This window comes from Streptomyces sp. NPDC051684 (assembly GCF_044453445.1).
GTDB lineage: Bacteria > Actinomycetota > Actinomycetes > Streptomycetales > Streptomycetaceae > Streptomyces.
Map to the genome: position 1 here is coordinate 70,241 of NZ_JBITCS010000011.1, position 15,386 is coordinate 85,626.

A 15,386-nucleotide genomic window follows, 5' to 3' on the forward strand; every position below is an offset into this window, starting at 1 on the left:
GACCGCCACAAAACCCCGCCCGCCCTGGCGGCGCTGTCGGTGCCGCCCTCTAGGGTTTGGGCCAACCGCGCACTTGGCGCGGCAACAGGGGACGGTCCGAGAGGGGACAGCGCGTGGGCATCGACTTGACCAAGGGTCAGGCCATCAGCCTGGAGAAGCGGGGCGGGGGCACCCTCACCGCCGTACGGATGGGACTCGGCTGGCAGGCGGCACCTCGGCGCGGCCTGTTCGGCACGCGCACGCGCGAGGTCGACCTCGACGCGTCGGCGGTCCTCTTCGCCGACAAGCAGCCCGTCGACGTGGTCTTCTTCCGCCACCTCGTCAGCGACGACGGCTCGGTGCGGCACACCGGTGACAACCTGGTCGGTGGCGCGGGCCAGGGTGGTGACGACGAGTCGATCGTCGTCGACCTGCAGCGCGTCCCGGTCCACATCGACCAGATCGTCTTCACGGTCAACTCCTTCACAGGGCAGACCTTCCAGGAAGTGCAGAACGCGTTCTGCCGGCTGGTCGACGAGACGACGGGCGAGGAGCTCGCCCGCTACACGCTGGACGGCGGCGGAAAGTACACCGCGCAGATCATGGCGAAGGTGCACCGGGACGGCGCGGGCTGGAAGATGACGGCCCTGGGAGAAGCGGCGCAGGGGCGCACGTTCCAGGACCTGATGCCCTCGATCCTGCCCGGCCTGTAGCGGACCCACGATGGCGGCCGAACTGGTGAGGGGGCAGAACCACCCCCTCGCCCAGACCCGTCTGGAGATCCGGGTGTCGGCCGGCCGGCCGGTCGTCGCGGGCGCCACGCTCGCCGACGACCGGGGCGCCGTGCGCGGCGCGGACCGGATCGTCCACACCGGCGCGCCCGCGCTGCCGGGCATCGAGGTCCCGCGCCAGGCGGCGGCGGACCACCGCCTGGCCGTCGACCTGGACGCGATGCCGCAGGACGTGCACCGCGTCACCGTCCTTCTGGCGCTGCCCGTGGGCGACGGCGGCCCGGCCCGGTTCGGCGCCGCGGCAGCCCCGTTCATCGCCGTCGGCGGCCCCGACGGCGTGGCGGAGGCCAGCTACACGATCACCGACCTCGACACGGAGTCGGCGGTCGTCGCCCTGGAGTTCTACCGCAGGCAGGGCGCCTGGAAGGTGCGCGCCGTCGGCCAGGGCTACGCCGACGGCCTCGCCGCGCTCCTCGCCGACCAGGGCCTGCCGGACGCGCAGGCGCTCGCCGGCTCCGTCCACGACGCCGTCGCCCGGGGCCGCGACCGCGCGGTGGCGCCTCCGCCGCGTACTCCGGAGGCCACGGACGGGTCCCACGTCCGCGCGGCGGCCACCGCGGGCCACGCCTCCGGCGCCCGGCCTCCGGGCGCCCCTGCGCCCACGCCCGCCGCGGCGCCGGGCGGACCCATCGACTACACGCACCCCGGCCGCGGGGACCGCGAGCCGTCCGAGCCGGCGCGGCAGCCCGCGGCGCCTGTCGCCGGAGACGCGACGGGCTGGTCCTTGGACGAGCGGCTCTACAACCAGGTGTGGGGCATGTTCGAGGACCTGGCCCGCGCCACGGCCGCGTACCGCGGCGCCGTCGGTTTCGCGGACTCCCGCCTGGAGCGCGAGCTCGACGGGGCCCTCGCCGACTCCGCCGACCCGCGCAGCCGCCTCGACGGCCAGGGCGACGCCGCGCGCGAGGCCGCCCGCGCCCGGCATGCCGCCCTCGTCGACCGGGCCAGGGAGGCGCTCGACCGGGACCTCGCGCAGCTCGTCGCCGAGGCCGAGGTCGTCGAGCCCGCGCTCCCGGCGGCGTACGCGGGCTGGGACAGCCCTTGCTGGCACGCCTACCGCAGCCCGCTGGAGAGCCCCATGGCGGTCCGGGTCGGGGAGCTGAGCCTGCCCGAGAGCGAGAGCGCCGGGCTGCGCATCCCGATGCTCGTACGGCTGCCGCTGGAGCGCGGGCTGTGGATCGACGCGGGACCCTCCGCCTCCGACGGCCTCGCCGATGCCGACGCACTACGCGCGCGTGCCGCCCACACCGCCGTCCTCCATGCGGCCCGGCTGCTCGCGGCCCATCCGGCGGGCGGGTTCGGCGTGCACGTCATCGACCCGGCCGGTACCGCGGTCGGCGCGCTCGCCCCGCTCGTGGACGCGGGCGTGCTCGCCGGGCCGCCGGCCAGGGGAGCGGCAGGGGTCGCGGACACCCTGACCCGGCTGACCGAGCGCGTCGACCTCGTACAGATGGCGGTCCGGGCGGGCGCGGCCGACGCGCTGCCACCGGACCTGGACGTCGCCGAGCAGCTCCTGATCGTGCACGACTTCCCGCACGGCTTCGACGACCGGTCCATCACCCGACTGCGCTACCTCGCGGACGAGGGCCCTGCGGTCGGCGTGCACCTGATGCTCGTCGCCGACCGGGAGGACGCCGCCGAGTACGGACCGTTGCTCGACCCCTTGTGGCGCGCCCTGCTGCGCCTCACCCCCGTCCCGGACGACCATCTGACCGATCCCTGGGTCGGCCACGCATGGACGTACGAGCCGTCGACGGTCCCTCAGGGCAGCCAGATCCTGCGTCAGGTGCTCGCGGAGGTGGCGGAAGCCCGTCGAAGGAGGGGCCTTTGACCTGCGGACTTGGTGACTTCTTTACCTTTCCCTTTACCTCTCATGGGTGTTTCTAGTACGCTCCTTGACGCGGAGGGGAGTACTCCAACGCGGCGTTCCCGTCAGTACGGACGACAGGCCAGAAGGCATCGATCCCGGGGCGCCGGCCCGAGACCCGCCAAGGCGCTCGGGTGGAAGAGACCTCCGGCAGCGACGACGCTGATCAGTAGCCGTACGACGCCGGAGGCGCAGTAGTGGACGTATCAATGACTGTGTGGGTGCTGACCGTTCTCGGTCTGTGCGCCCTCATCGCGGTCGACTTCTTCATCGGGCGCAAGCCCCACGATGTGTCGATCAAGGAAGCGGGCATCTGGACGATCGTCTGGATCGTGCTCGCCGCGCTGTTCGGCGTCGGCGTGATGGTCTGGGGGAGCAGCCAGGCCGGCGGCGAGTTCTTCGCGGGCTTCATCACCGAGAAGTCGCTCAGTGTGGACAACCTCTTCGTCTTCATCCTGATCATGGCGAAGTTCTCGGTGCCCACCCAGCTGCAGCAGCGCGTGCTGCTGTTCGGTGTGCTGATCGCCCTCGTGCTGCGCGCGATCTTCATCGCGGCCGGCGCGGCGATCATCTCCAGCTTCTCGTGGGTCTTCTACATCTTCGGCGCCTTCCTCCTGTACACCGCCTGGAAGCTCATCAAGGAGGCCATGGCGGACGAAGAAGAGGAGGAGTTCGAGGAGAACCGCATCCTCAAGTCGATCGAGAAGAAGTTCGGCGTCGCGGACCGGTACCACGGCACGAAGCTCTTCATCCAGCAGCACGGCAAGAAGGTCATGACGCCGCTCCTGGTCGTCATGCTCGCCATCGGCATGACCGACGTGCTGTTCGCGATGGACTCGATCCCGGCGATCTTCGGCCTGACCCAGGACCCGTACATCGTCTTCACCGCCAACGCGTTCGCCCTGATGGGCCTGCGCCAGCTGTACTTCCTCATCGGCGGCCTGCTCAAGAAGCTGGTGCACCTCAGCTACGGCCTGTCGGTGATCCTCGGATTCATCGGCGTGAAGCTGATCCTGCACGCGCTGCACGAGTCCGGGGTGCACGTACCGGAGATCTCCATCCCGGTCTCGCTCTCCGTCATCTGCGGCGTCCTGATCGTCACGACGATCACCAGCCTCATCGCCTCGAAGAAGCAGGCGGAGAGGGACGCGGCCGAAGCGGCTCAGAAGGACAGCATCGAGGCCTGACGGCGTCGGGCGTAGGAATTACCAGCACCGGGAGCGGTGCGCGGCCGATTGCCGCGCGTCGTTCCCGGTGCTTCGTTGTGCCCTGAGCGCGTCCCACGGGGGCGCGAGGGCACGACGGGGGAGGACCCCATGAAGTTCGTCCAGATCATCGACTTCGAATCGCAGCGGTTCGGCGAGATGCGGGAGCTGCTCGAAGCCTTCGAACAGCGGATGCAGGGCACCGAGGGCGGCCCCACGCACCGGATGATGCTCAAGGACCGGGACTCCACGGGCCGCTATCTCGCGGTCATCGAGTTCGAGTCCTACGAGGACGCGATGCGCAGCAACGATCACCCCGAGGTGGCCGAGCTCAACAAGCAGCTCTCGGCCCTGTGCACCCGCCCGCCGGCCTTCATCAACTGCGACCTGAAGGACGTGCGCGAGCTCAAGTGACCTGCGCGCGGCGCCCCGCGCCCGCCGGGCGCCGCCGCCCGCGAAGTCGCGCCCCCACCCCGCCGCGGGCACCATCGATGAATGATCACCAGAGTGCGGGCGCTGAGTACGCAGTGGACCGTGGTGGTGCCGCTGATCGCGATCGTGCTGCTCGCGTTCACCTGGGGGCGCGATCTGCCCGGTGCCGTGGTCGCCGTCGTCGCGGTGGTCCTCGCGGTCTCCGTGCTCGCGGCCGTGCACCACGCGGAGGTCGTCGCCCACCGGGTCGGTGAACCCTTCGGTTCGCTCGTGCTCGCCGTGGCCGTGACGATCATCGAGGTCGCGCTGATCGTCACTTTGATGGCCGACGGCGGGGCCAAGAGCTCCACGCTCGCCCGCGACACCGTGTTCGCCGCCGTCATGATCACCTGCAACGGCATCGTCGGCGTCAGCCTGCTGGCGGCCGCGCTGCGGCACCGCGTGGCGGTCTTCCAGTCCGAGGGCACCGGGGGAGCCCTCGCCACCGTGGCCACGCTCGCGACGCTCTGCCTCGTCCTGCCGACCTTCACCACCAGCAAGCTCGGCCCGGAGTTCTCCACCTCCCAACTGGTCTTCTCGGCCGTCGCCGCGCTCGTCCTGTACGGGCTCTTCGTCGCGACGCAGACCGTCCGCCACCGCGACTACTTCCTGCCGATCACCAAGCACGGCGAGGTGATCGACGCCGACGACCACGCCGACGTGCCGAGCACCCGGACCGCCCTGCTCAGCCTCGGCCTGCTCGGGCTCGCCCTGGTGGCCGTCGTCGGACTCACCAAGGGCGTCTCGAAGACGATCGAGCAGGGGGTGGAGGCGGCCGGCATGCCGCAGGCGGTGGTCGGCGTGATCATCGCGCTGCTCGTGCTGCTGCCCGAGACCATCGCGGCGCTCCGCGCGGCCCGCAGGGACCGCGTGCAGACCAGCCTCAACCTCGCCCTCGGCTCGTCCATGGCGAGCATCGGCCTCACGGTGCCCGCCGTCGCCATCGCCTCGTACTGGCTGACCGGGCCGCTCGTCCTCGGGCTCGGCGCCACCCACATGGTGCTGCTGGCGCTGACCATGGTGGTCGCGACCCTGACGATCGTCCCGGGCCGTGCCACACCGCTCCAGGGCGGCGTCCACCTGGTGATCCTCGCCGCGTACATCGAGCTCGCCGTCACGCCCTGACCGCCCTGTGACCACCCCCTTCGGGCAGTGGTGACACCGTGATAGACCCTCAAGGAGCAAACGCTCTTCTACGGAGGTCACTCGTGCCGCGCACGCTCGCCAACGCCCCGATCATGGTTCTCAACGGCCCGAACCTGAACCTGCTCGGCAAGCGCCAGCCGGAGATCTACGGCCGCGACACCCTCGCCGACGTCGAGGCCCTGTGCGTGAAGGCGGCCACCGCGCTCGGCGCCACCGTCGACTTCCGGCAGTCCAACCACGAGGGCGAGCTGGTCGACTGGATCCACGAGGCGCGCGAGAACCACGTCGGCATCGTGATCAACCCGGCCGCCTACTCGCACACCTCCGTGGCGATCCTGGACGCGCTCAACACCTGTGACGGCATGCCGGTGGTGGAGGTCCACATCTCCAACATCCACCAGCGCGAGGCGTTCCGGCACCACTCCTACGTGTCGCTGCGCGCCGACGGCGTGATCGCCGGATGCGGCGTGCAGGGATACGCGTTCGGCGTGGAGCGGGTGGCGGCGCTCGCCGCGCCGGGGACGGCGCAGGCGTAGAGCGTCCCCTGTGGGCGGGCCGAAGCGAAACGGCCCGCCTATCAGGAGGTCACCAGCCCCGCTCGCGCCACTCCTGGAGGTGGGGGCGCTCGGCGCCCAGCGTCGTGTCGCCCCCGTGGCCCGGGTAGACCCACGTCTCGTCCGGCAGCGTGCCGAAGATCTTCGTCTCGACGTCCTCGATGAGGCTCGCGAAGGCCTCGGGGTCCTTCCACGTGTTGCCCACGCCGCCCGGGAACAGGCAGTCACCGGTGAAGACGTGCGGGTGGCCGTGCGGGTCGTCGTAGACCAGGGCGATCGAACCGGGCGTGTGGCCGACCAGATGGCGGGCGGTGAGCGTGATCCGGCCGAACTCGATGGTGTCCCCGTCGGCGACGGCGACGTCCGTCGCCACCGGAATCCCCTCGACGTCCTCGCGCCCCGCGTACGTGCGCGCGCCGGTCGCCTCCACGACCTCCTGGAGGGCCTGCCAGTGGTCGCCGTGCCGGTGCGTGGTGACGACGGCCGCGATGCCGTCCTCGCCGATGAGGTTGCGCAACGTCCGCGGCTCGTTCGCCGCGTCGATCAGGAGCTGCTGATCGGTCGCGCGGCAGCGCAACAGGTAGGCGTTGTTGTCCATCGGCCCGACCGCGACCTTGGAGATCATCAGATCCTGCAGCTCGTGCACATCCGCCGGGCCGCCGACCTTCACGCTTCCGCTGTACGTCATGGATTCAGCCTATAGCGGGGGCAGGTCGGGCAGGGAGCCCCGGTCGACGGTGAGGCTGCCGCCGTCCCTGCGACCCGCGAGCCAGCCCAGGATGTCCGCCTGGTGGCCCTTGACGACGATGCCGAGGGGCGGCAGGGGAGCGCCGTCCTTGATCTCTTCCATGGTGAGCTTCTGCACGGCCCCCGTGGAGATCATCCGGCCGTCGTCCTGCTTGATCAGCAGGGGCGGCAGGCCGGGGTGGTCGCGGAACCGCTTCGCGAGGAAGTTGATCTCCCGCTGGGTGAACTCGGGGGAGAGGTCCTCCAGTTCGTAGCCGATCCCGAGGTCCACGTGGTGCAGCTCGACCTCGATCCAGCGCCGGAACGGCACGTTCGAGGCGAGGTCCTTCACGCCGTTGCGCAGCTCCACGGTGCGCGCCCAGTCGGCTTCCTCGGCCCCCAGCCGCTGGAACCGCTGCGCGCTCTCCTGTACGTCGCCGAGCTGCTCGCGCAGTCCGCGCGGGGCGTCCCGGTCGATGTCGGCGTCCCGGGCCTGGGCGCTCTCGTACATGGGGCGGCCCTCGAGGACGTTGACGAGCGCGTCCGCGTTGCGGGCGAGGTGGGCGAGAACGTGCCCCCGGGTCCACCCCGGAAGCCGTGACGGCCCGGCCACGGCGGCGTTGTCCAGGGTGCCGACCGCGGCGAGCAGCCGGTCGGTCGCTTCGCGTACTGACGCCAGGTCGCGCACATGATCACTCATGGCGCCGACGATAGCCCCGCGACCCGTTCGGGTGAAGGTGGCCTACGATCCACATGAATCGAATGTGCGTGCTATATGGTCGAGGGCGGCGTCGGGCATCCTGGAAGTTCCGGGGGGTCCAGTTTGTTACCAACCAGGGAATCGGACCGGCGTTGTCAGTGGCTCCCTCTAGTCTTCGAAGGACAGCCTTCTCAGGGGGCCGCTCCGCCTCGATCGTGGCGTAAGCGCCCTCGATAGTCAGACCTCGAGAGACGGGGGCCCGCCCCTGTCACTTGTCTCTCCAGAAAGGTGCGGACCGGCGTGGCCGACCGTCTCATCGTCCGTGGCGCGCGCGAGCACAATCTCCGGAATGTCTCGCTCGACCTCCCGCGCGACTCCCTCATCGTCTTCACCGGTCTGTCCGGCTCCGGTAAGTCCTCTCTCGCCTTCGACACGATCTTCGCCGAGGGTCAGCGCCGGTACGTCGAATCGCTGTCCTCGTACGCCCGCCAGTTCCTCGGCCAGATGGACAAGCCGGACGTCGACTTCATCGAGGGCCTCTCCCCGGCCGTCTCGATCGACCAGAAGTCCACGTCGCGCAACCCGCGCTCCACGGTCGGCACCATCACCGAGGTCTACGACTACCTGCGCCTGCTCTTCGCGCGCGTCGGCAAGCCGCACTGCCCGGAGTGCGGCCGGCCCATCGCCCGGCAGTCGCCGCAGGCCATTGTCGACAAGGTCCTGGAGCTGCCCGAGGGCAGCCGCTTCCAGGTCCTCTCCCCACTGGTGCGCGAGCGCAAGGGCGAGTTCGTCGACCTCTTCAGCGACCTGCAGACCAAGGGCTACTCCCGCGCGCGCGTGGACGGGCAGACGATCCAGCTGTCCGAGCCGCCGACGCTGAAGAAGCAGGAGAAGCACACGATCGAGGTGGTCGTCGACCGCCTCACCGTGAAGAGCTCCGCCAAGCGCCGCCTCACCGACTCCGTGGAGACCGCGCTCGGCCTGTCCGGCGGCATGGTCGTGCTCGACTTCGTCGACCTCCCCGAGGACGATCCGGAGCGCGAGCGCATGTACTCGGAGCACCTGTACTGCACGTACGACGACCTGTCCTTCGAGGAGCTGGAGCCGCGCTCCTTCTCCTTCAACTCGCCCTTCGGCGCCTGCCCCGACTGCACCGGCATCGGCACCCGCATGGAGGTCGACCCCGAGCTGATCGTCCCCGACGAGGACAAGTCGCTCGACGAGGGCGCCATCCACCCGTGGTCGCACGGGCACACGAAGGACTACTTCGGCCGCCTCATCGGCGCCCTCGCGGACGCCCTCGGCTTCCGTACGGACATCCCCTTCGCCGGGCTGCCGCAGCGCGCCAAGAAGGCGCTCCTGAACGGCCACAAGACGCAGATCGAGGTCCGCTACCGCAACCGGTACGGGCGCGAGCGCCGCTACACGACGCCCTTCGAGGGCGCCGTCCCGTTCGTGAAGCGCCGCCACAGCGAGGCCGAGTCGGACGCGAGCCGCGAGCGCTTCGAGGGCTATATGCGCGAGGTGCCCTGCCCGACCTGTGAGGGCACGCGACTGAAGCCACTGATCCTGGCCGTCACGGTCATGGGCAGGTCGATCGCCGAGGTCTCGGCGATGTCGATCAGCGACTGCGCCGACTTCCTGAGCGAGCTGAAGCTCAACGCGCGCGACAAGAAGATCGCCGAGCGCGTCCTGAAGGAGGTCAACGAGCGGCTGCGCTTCCTCGTCGACGTCGGCCTCGACTACCTGTCGCTGAACCGCGCGGCGGGCACCCTGTCCGGCGGCGAGGCCCAGCGCATCCGGCTCGCCACGCAGATCGGCTCCGGCCTGGTCGGCGTCCTGTACGTGCTCGACGAGCCGTCCATCGGCCTGCACCAGCGCGACAACCACCGGCTCATCGAGACGCTCGTGCGGCTGCGCGACATGGGCAACACGCTCATCGTGGTCGAGCACGACGAGGACACCATCAAGGTCGCCGACTGGATCGTCGACATCGGCCCCGGCGCGGGCGAGCACGGCGGCAAGGTCGTGCACAGCGGTCCGTTGAAGGAGCTGCTGGCGAACCCCGAGTCGATGACCGGCCAGTACCTGGCGGGCAAGAAGGCCATCGCGATCCCGGACATCCGGCGGCCCGCGGACCCGGCACGCCGCCTCACGGTGCACGGTGCGAAGGAGAACAACCTCCAGGACATCGACGTGTCGTTCCCGCTGGGCGTCCTGACGGCCGTCACCGGCGTCTCGGGCTCCGGCAAGTCGACGCTGGTGAACGACATCCTCTACACGCACCTGGCAAGGGAGTTGAACGGGGCGCGCTCCGTTCCGGGCCGGCACACGCGCGTGGACGGCGACGACCTCGTGGACAAGGTCGTGCACGTCGACCAGTCGCCCATCGGCCGCACGCCGCGGTCGAACCCGGCGACGTACACCGGAGTCTTCGACAACGTCCGCAAGCTGTTCGCCGAGACGACCGAGGCGAAGGTGCGCGGCTACCTGCCGGGGCGCTTCTCCTTCAACGTCAAGGGCGGCCGCTGCGAGAACTGCTCCGGTGACGGCACCATCAAGATCGAGATGAACTTCCTGCCGGACGTGTACGTCCCGTGCGAGGTCTGCCACGGCGCGCGCTACAACCGGGAGACCCTTGAGGTCCACTACAAGGGCAAGTCCATCTCCGAGGTCCTGGACATGCCGATCGAGGAGGCGCTCAGCTTCTTCGAGGCCGTCCCGGCGATCGCCCGTCACCTCAGGACGCTCAACGACGTGGGCCTCGGCTACGTCCGGCTCGGGCAGCCCGCGCCGACGCTCTCCGGTGGTGAGGCGCAGCGCGTGAAGCTCGCCAGCGAGCTGCAGAAGCGTTCCACGGGCCGCACGGTGTACGTGCTCGACGAGCCGACCACGGGTCTGCACTTCGAGGACATCAGCAAGCTCATCACCGTGCTCTCCGGGCTCGTCGACAAGGGCAACTCGGTCATCGTCATCGAGCACAACCTCGATGTCATCAAGACCGCCGACTGGATCGTCGACATGGGTCCCGAGGGCGGCAGCGGCGGCGGTCTGGTCGTCGCCGAGGGCACTCCGGAGGAGGTCGCGGCCGAACCGGCCAGCCACACCGGCAAGTTCCTGCGCGACGTGCTCGGCGCCGACCGGGTCAGTGACGCGGCCGTGCCCGCGGCGCGCACCCGCAAGGCGGCGAAGAAGACGGTGGCGGCGACGAAGGCCCCGGCCAAGAAGACGGCCACGGCGAAGTCGACGACCGTCAAGAAGACGGCCGCCAAGTCGACCACCGCCACGACCGCCACCAAGGCGGCCGCGAAGAAGCCCGCCGCCAAGAAGGCGACCGGGAAGGCCCGCAAGGCCTGACAGGCCTGACGCAGGCCCGGCCTCGCCGGTACGCGCGCGACGGCGCCCCGTGGGAACTTCCCACGGGGCGCCGTGCGTTCAGCGGCACCTCACCGGGCGGGGTCCGCCACCTCGCCGGCGTACGGCGGCTCCGCGCCCGCCCGTGAGCAGGTGACCGCCGCAGCCCGCGCGGCGAACCCCAGCAGCCGGGACCAGCCCGCACCGTCGAGCCCGGCGATCGCGGCGGGGGAGAGGGCGTCCTGGTGCGAAAGACCGTGCAGCAGCGCGGCGTTGACGGTGTCCCCGGCACCGATCGTGTCCACGACGTCGACCCGCTCGCCCGGCACGGAGTACTCGCCCCCGTCGCGGGTGAGCACGGTGAGCCCCTCCCCGCCGCGCGTGAGCACCACGGCGGCGGGGCCCGCGGCCAGCCACTCCTGCGGCGTGCCGCCCAGCCACTCGGCGTCGTCCTCGGAGAGCTTCAGCAGTGTCGTCGACGCGAGCCAGTTCTTGAAGCGGGCCCGGTAGGCGTCCGCGTCCGGGATCAGGCCGGCCCGGATGTTCGGGTCGAGCGCCGTGCACACGCCCTGCGCGGCGGCCGAGCGCATCATGTCCTCGTACGCGGTGGCGCCCGGTTCGAGGGCCAGCGAGCAGGTGCCGAACGACACCGCGCGCGTGCCCGCCGGCAGCGCCTCGGGCGCCGCGAAGAGCCGGTCGGCGGTCCCCTCCACGTAGAAGGAGTACGCGGCGGAGCCGTCGGCTCCGATGGAGGCCACGGCGAGCGTCGTCGGTTCGTCGCCCCGCTGCACCGGGGACACGTCCACCCCGGCCGCCCGCAGGCCGCCGAGCAGGGCCTCCCCGAAGGCGTCCCGCGACACCCGGGAGCAGAACGCGACGGACGAGCCGAGGCGGCCGAGCGCCACCGCCGTGTTGTACGGGCCGCCACCGAGCCGCGGGGCGAGGTCGGGAAGTCCGGTGGCGGGGCCGCCGCCGGTGGGCACGCCCTGCGGGACGAGGTCGATCAGAGCCTCTCCGGCGACGACGATCACGATGTGTCCTTTCGAGCAGGTGGGCGAGCGGGTGGGCGAGCAGGGGGCCACCCGCGGGCACCGCCGACGCTAGAGCCTCACACGCTCCGCGGCACCCGCCTCACCCGAACCGGGCACGCACACCGCGCACCCGGGCACATACGCCGCTGAACCCGGGCACGTACGCCCCCTGGACCCGGGTACGTAAACGCCCCCTGGACCGGGGCACGGCCCTCCCCGTGCCAAGGACACGTACGCCCCGAACCCGGCACGGTTCACTCCCAGTCCCAGCCGATCCCCACGAGCCCGGCCCGCACCTGCGGCTCCACCACGTGCACGGATCGATGGGTGCCGCTCAGCGCGAGGTCGCGGCGGCCGTCGCGCGGGGCCGCGGCCGACCGCTGGGCGAAGCGGTGGCAGCGTACGGGCAGCGCGTCGTCCGAGAACCTGACCTGGAGCGCGTACTGCCCTCCGGAGAAGCCGAATCCGCGCACGTACTCGGAGGCGGAACCGGCCGTCCCGTCCTCGAAGCCGTAGTGGAACAGATGGGTGTCGCCCGCCCGCAGCCGCGCGTCGAAGAGCAGCTCCGCGACCAGGACGCCCGTCCCCTCGTCCCAGCGCACCCGCCCCGCACGGCAGTTCTCCATGGCGCAGACCGCCACATCCGCCGGGGTGCACCCCGGATCGCCATGGTGGACGGCCATATAGCGATCCACACCGTCGCGGTGCGCCCGCACGATCTGCTGCGAGTCCTTGCCGAGGAGCTGCCGCTGCGCGCCGATCCGCACCCGCTCGTGGTGCCCGACGGTGTGCAGTCCGCCGTCCGGCGGGCACCCCAGCTCCGCGAGCAGCCGCTCGACGGCCCCGGACGCCTCGGTGAGCGCGCCGTACGAACGGCCCGCCCGGCGCTCGCGCACGGCCGCCTCGGGGGTCGGGCCGAGCAGCCGGATCAGCGACTCCGCGGGCAGTTCGAGGATCTCCTCCAGGGCGCGCACGGCCCGCATCGACTCGGGGCGCTGCGGCCGCCGCGCGCCCTGCTGCCAGTAGCTCAGGCTGGTGACGCCGATGTGGACGCCCCGGCGTGCCAGGTGATGGCGCACACGGTGCAGGGGCAGCCGCCGGGCGGCGATCGCCGCCCGCAGGGCGCTGCTGAACGGTCCGGAGCGCAACGCGGCCTCCAGGTTCGGCGCCCGGACCGCTTCGGTCCGTCGTTCGTCGAGCCGCATGCTCACCGCCTCAAGTCACCCGGCATTGAAGCGTGTTGACCCCCGCCCGACAAGCCTCGATGCGCACCACACTGACCGCCACCGCGCGGACACGCAGGGGCGTCGGGCGCCGCGGACGGCCGCGTACCGCCGTGAGCCGGGCGCCACCGCCGCAGGGCACCCCGAACTGTCACACACCGCCAGTAGGGTGTCTGACATGGCCGACCCCTCCAGCTACCGCCCCAAGCCGGGACAGATCCCCGACTCCCCAGGGGTGTACAGGTTCCGCGACGAGCACCGCCGAGTGATCTACGTCGGAAAGGCGAAGAGCCTGCGCCAGCGCCTGGCGAACTACTTCCAGGATTTGGCGAACCTGCACCCGCGTACGCGCACGATGGTCACCACGGCCGCGTCCGTGGAGTGGACGGTGGTGTCCACGGAGGTCGAGGCGCTGCAGCTGGAGTACTCCTGGATCAAGGAGTACGACCCCCGGTTCAACGTCAAGTACCGCGACGACAAGAGCTATCCGTACCTCGCGGTGACGATGAACGAGGACTTCCCGCGGGTTCAGGTGATGCGCGGCCAGAAGAAGAAGGGCGTGCGCTACTTCGGTCCCTACGGGCACGCGTGGGCGATCCGCGACACCGTGGACCTGCTCCTGCGCGTCTTCCCGGTGCGCACGTGCTCCAAGGGCGTGTTCAAGAACGCGGAGCGCACCGGCCGGCCCTGCCTGCTCGGCTACATCGGCAAGTGCTCGGCGCCCTGCGTCGGCCGCGTCACGCCGGACGAGCACCGCGAACTGGCCGAGGAGTTCTGCGACTTCATGGCGGGGCGCACGGGGACGTACATCCGGCGCCTGGAGAAGGACATGGCCGCCGCGGCCGACGAGATGGAGTACGAGCGGGCGGCCCGTCTGCGCGACGACATCGAGGCGCTCAAGAAGGCCATGGAGAAGAGCGCGGTCGTCCTCACCGACGCCACCGACGCCGACCTCGTCGCCCTCGCCGAGGACGAGCTGGAGGCGGCCGTCCAGATCTTCCACGTGCGCGGCGGACGCGTGCGCGGCCAGCGCGGCTGGGTCACCGACAAGGTCGAGGCGGTCACCAGCGGCGACCTCGTCGAGCACGCGCTGCAGCAGCTCTACGGGGAGGAGACCGGGGACGCCGTCCCCAAGGAGGTCCTCGTCCCCGCGCTGCCCGACCCCCTGGAGCCCGTCCAGGCCTGGCTCACGGAGCGCCGCGGGGCGAACGTGTCGTTGCGCATCCCGCAGCGCGGCGACAAGAAGGCGCTCATGGAGACGGTCCACAGGAACGCGCAGCAGTCGCTCGTCCTGCACAAGACGAAGCGCGCCTCCGACCTCACCACGCGCTCGCGCGCGCTGGAGGAGATCGCCGCGGCCCTCGACCTGGACAGCGCCCCGCTGCGCATCGAGTGCTACGACATCTCGCACCTCCAGGGCGACGACGTCGTGGCGTCCATGGTCGTCTTCGAGGACGGCCTGGCCCGCAAGAGTGAGTACCGCCGCTTCGAGATCAAGGGCTTCGAGGGCCAGGACGACGTCCGGTCCATGCACGAGGTCATCACCCGCCGCTTCAAGCGGTACCTCTCCGCACAGGAGAAGTCGCGCGACTGGTCGGACGAGGAGCCGGACCAGGCCGCCGTCGCCGAGGGCGCCGCGAGTGCCGACGGGACGGTGGTCGAGGAGTCGCGTCTCACGGAGGACGACGGCCGCCCCAAGAAGTTCGCCTACCCGCCGCAGCTCGTGGTGGTCGACGGCGGGCAGCCGCAGGTCGCCGCGGCCAAGCGGGCCCTCGACGAGCTGGGCATCGACGACATCGCGGTGTGCGGCCTCGCCAAGCGCCTCGAAGAGGTCTGGGTGCCGGACGAGGAGGACCCGGTGGTCCTGCCCCGCACCAGCGAAGGGCTCTATCTGCTCCAGCGCGTGCGCGACGAGGCGCACCGTTTCGCGATCACCTACCAGCGCTCCAAGCGGGCCAAGCGCTTCCGGGCGGGCCCCTTGGACGAGGTGGCGGGGCTCGGGGACTCGCGCAAGCAGGCGCTGCTCAAGCACTTCGGGTCGGTGAAGCGGCTGCGGGCCGCCACCATCGACCAGATCTGCGAGGTGCCAGGCATAGGCCGCAAGACGGCCGAGGCCATCGTGGCGGCCTTCGCCAAGGCCGCGCCCGCCGCTCCCGCGGTGAACACGGCCACCGGAGAGATCATTGAAGACGAGGCCGGTACGACGGACGTGCCGACCGACGGGGAACCCGTCAGCGCGGGCGCCCCGGAAGAACGACGGGGGCAGGAGCCATGAGCGAGCAGGACCACGAGAGCAGTGACACCGGCGGCACGCCACAGCGCCCCGCAGCACCAGAACA

At 71.0% G+C, this 15,386-nt stretch carries 12 protein-coding genes; 8 read left to right on the forward strand and 4 right to left on the reverse strand.

Going from position 1 to position 15,386, the window contains the following annotated elements:
• The first annotated feature begins 113 nt into the window (after positions 1-113).
• The 6 genes from ACIA8D_RS15635 (at position 114) to aroQ (ending at position 5,995) form a co-directional block, all read left to right on the forward strand.
• On the forward strand, positions 114-692 hold the full coding sequence (locus tag ACIA8D_RS15635) for a TerD family protein (RefSeq protein WP_399232337.1): 579 nt from the start codon (positions 114-116) through the stop codon (positions 690-692).
• Positions 693-702: 10 nt separating this feature from the next.
• On the forward strand, positions 703-2,601 hold the full coding sequence (locus tag ACIA8D_RS15640; protein ID WP_399232339.1) for a TerD family protein: 1,899 nt from the start codon (positions 703-705) through the stop codon (positions 2,599-2,601).
• A gap of 245 nt (positions 2,602-2,846) precedes the next feature.
• Entirely contained in the window at positions 2,847-3,824 is a 978-nt protein-coding gene (locus ACIA8D_RS15645) for a TerC family protein (RefSeq protein WP_399232341.1), read from the forward strand.
• A gap of 129 nt (positions 3,825-3,953) precedes the next feature.
• Positions 3,954-4,256, forward strand: coding sequence for a hypothetical protein (locus ACIA8D_RS15650; RefSeq protein ID WP_399232342.1), 303 nt, complete (start codon positions 3,954-3,956; stop codon positions 4,254-4,256).
• 81 nt (positions 4,257-4,337) lie between these two features.
• Positions 4,338-5,438 (forward strand): calcium:proton antiporter, encoded by a 1,101-nt coding sequence (locus tag ACIA8D_RS15655; RefSeq protein WP_399232344.1) that lies wholly within the window; start codon positions 4,338-4,340, stop codon positions 5,436-5,438.
• Positions 5,439-5,521: 83 nt separating this feature from the next.
• Complete coding sequence (aroQ, locus tag ACIA8D_RS15660) at positions 5,522-5,995, forward strand: type II 3-dehydroquinate dehydratase (RefSeq protein ID WP_399232346.1); 474 nt, start codon at positions 5,522-5,524, stop codon at positions 5,993-5,995.
• 49 nt (positions 5,996-6,044) lie between these two features.
• On the opposite strand, the gene ACIA8D_RS15665 is transcribed toward aroQ, so the two are convergent.
• Positions 6,045-6,701 (reverse strand): MBL fold metallo-hydrolase, encoded by a 657-nt coding sequence (locus tag ACIA8D_RS15665; RefSeq protein WP_399232347.1) that lies wholly within the window; start codon positions 6,699-6,701, stop codon positions 6,045-6,047.
• A gap of 9 nt (positions 6,702-6,710) precedes the next feature.
• Positions 6,711-7,439, reverse strand: coding sequence for a maleylpyruvate isomerase family mycothiol-dependent enzyme (locus ACIA8D_RS15670; protein ID WP_399232349.1), 729 nt, complete (start codon positions 7,437-7,439; stop codon positions 6,711-6,713).
• A 300-nt stretch (positions 7,440-7,739) separates the two neighbouring features.
• Between ACIA8D_RS15670 and uvrA the strand changes: the two genes are divergently transcribed.
• A complete protein-coding gene (gene uvrA, locus ACIA8D_RS15675) occupies positions 7,740-10,796 on the forward strand; it encodes an excinuclease ABC subunit UvrA (protein ID WP_399232350.1) in 3,057 nt (1,018 codons plus the stop codon).
• 89 nt (positions 10,797-10,885) lie between these two features.
• Here the strand turns inward: uvrA and ACIA8D_RS15680 are convergent, their stop codons facing one another.
• Both ACIA8D_RS15680 and ACIA8D_RS15685 read right to left on the reverse strand, forming a co-directional pair.
• Positions 10,886-11,824 (reverse strand): carbohydrate kinase, encoded by a 939-nt coding sequence (locus tag ACIA8D_RS15680; RefSeq protein ID WP_399232351.1) that lies wholly within the window; start codon positions 11,822-11,824, stop codon positions 10,886-10,888.
• Between the two features lie 254 nt (positions 11,825-12,078).
• Positions 12,079-13,029, reverse strand: a complete 951-nt coding sequence (locus tag ACIA8D_RS15685) for a hypothetical protein (RefSeq protein WP_399232352.1) — start codon at positions 13,027-13,029, stop codon at positions 12,079-12,081.
• Between the two features lie 196 nt (positions 13,030-13,225).
• Between ACIA8D_RS15685 and uvrC the strand changes: the two genes are divergently transcribed.
• On the forward strand, positions 13,226-15,322 hold the full coding sequence (uvrC, locus tag ACIA8D_RS15690) for an excinuclease ABC subunit UvrC (RefSeq protein WP_399232354.1): 2,097 nt from the start codon (positions 13,226-13,228) through the stop codon (positions 15,320-15,322).
• Positions 15,323-15,386 lie beyond the last annotated feature (64 nt).

Excerpts from the sequence above, each read along its gene's own strand:
- ACIA8D_RS15655 (WP_399232344.1), top strand. The coding sequence starts at position 4,338 with ATGATCACCAGAGTGCGGGCGCTGAGTACGCAGTGGACCGTGGTGGTG.
- ACIA8D_RS15640 (WP_399232339.1), top strand. The coding sequence starts at position 703 with ATGGCGGCCGAACTGGTGAGGGGGCAGAACCACCCCCTCGCCCAGACC.
- ACIA8D_RS15685 (WP_399232352.1), bottom strand. The coding sequence starts at position 13,029 with ATGCGGCTCGACGAACGACGGACCGAAGCGGTCCGGGCGCCGAACCTG.
- ACIA8D_RS15670 (WP_399232349.1), bottom strand. The coding sequence starts at position 7,439 with ATGAGTGATCATGTGCGCGACCTGGCGTCAGTACGCGAAGCGACCGAC.
- uvrC (WP_399232354.1), top strand. The coding sequence starts at position 13,226 with ATGGCCGACCCCTCCAGCTACCGCCCCAAGCCGGGACAGATCCCCGAC.
- ACIA8D_RS15645 (WP_399232341.1), top strand. The coding sequence starts at position 2,847 with ATGACTGTGTGGGTGCTGACCGTTCTCGGTCTGTGCGCCCTCATCGCG.
- ACIA8D_RS15650 (WP_399232342.1), top strand. The coding sequence starts at position 3,954 with ATGAAGTTCGTCCAGATCATCGACTTCGAATCGCAGCGGTTCGGCGAG.
- ACIA8D_RS15665 (WP_399232347.1), bottom strand. The coding sequence starts at position 6,701 with ATGACGTACAGCGGAAGCGTGAAGGTCGGCGGCCCGGCGGATGTGCAC.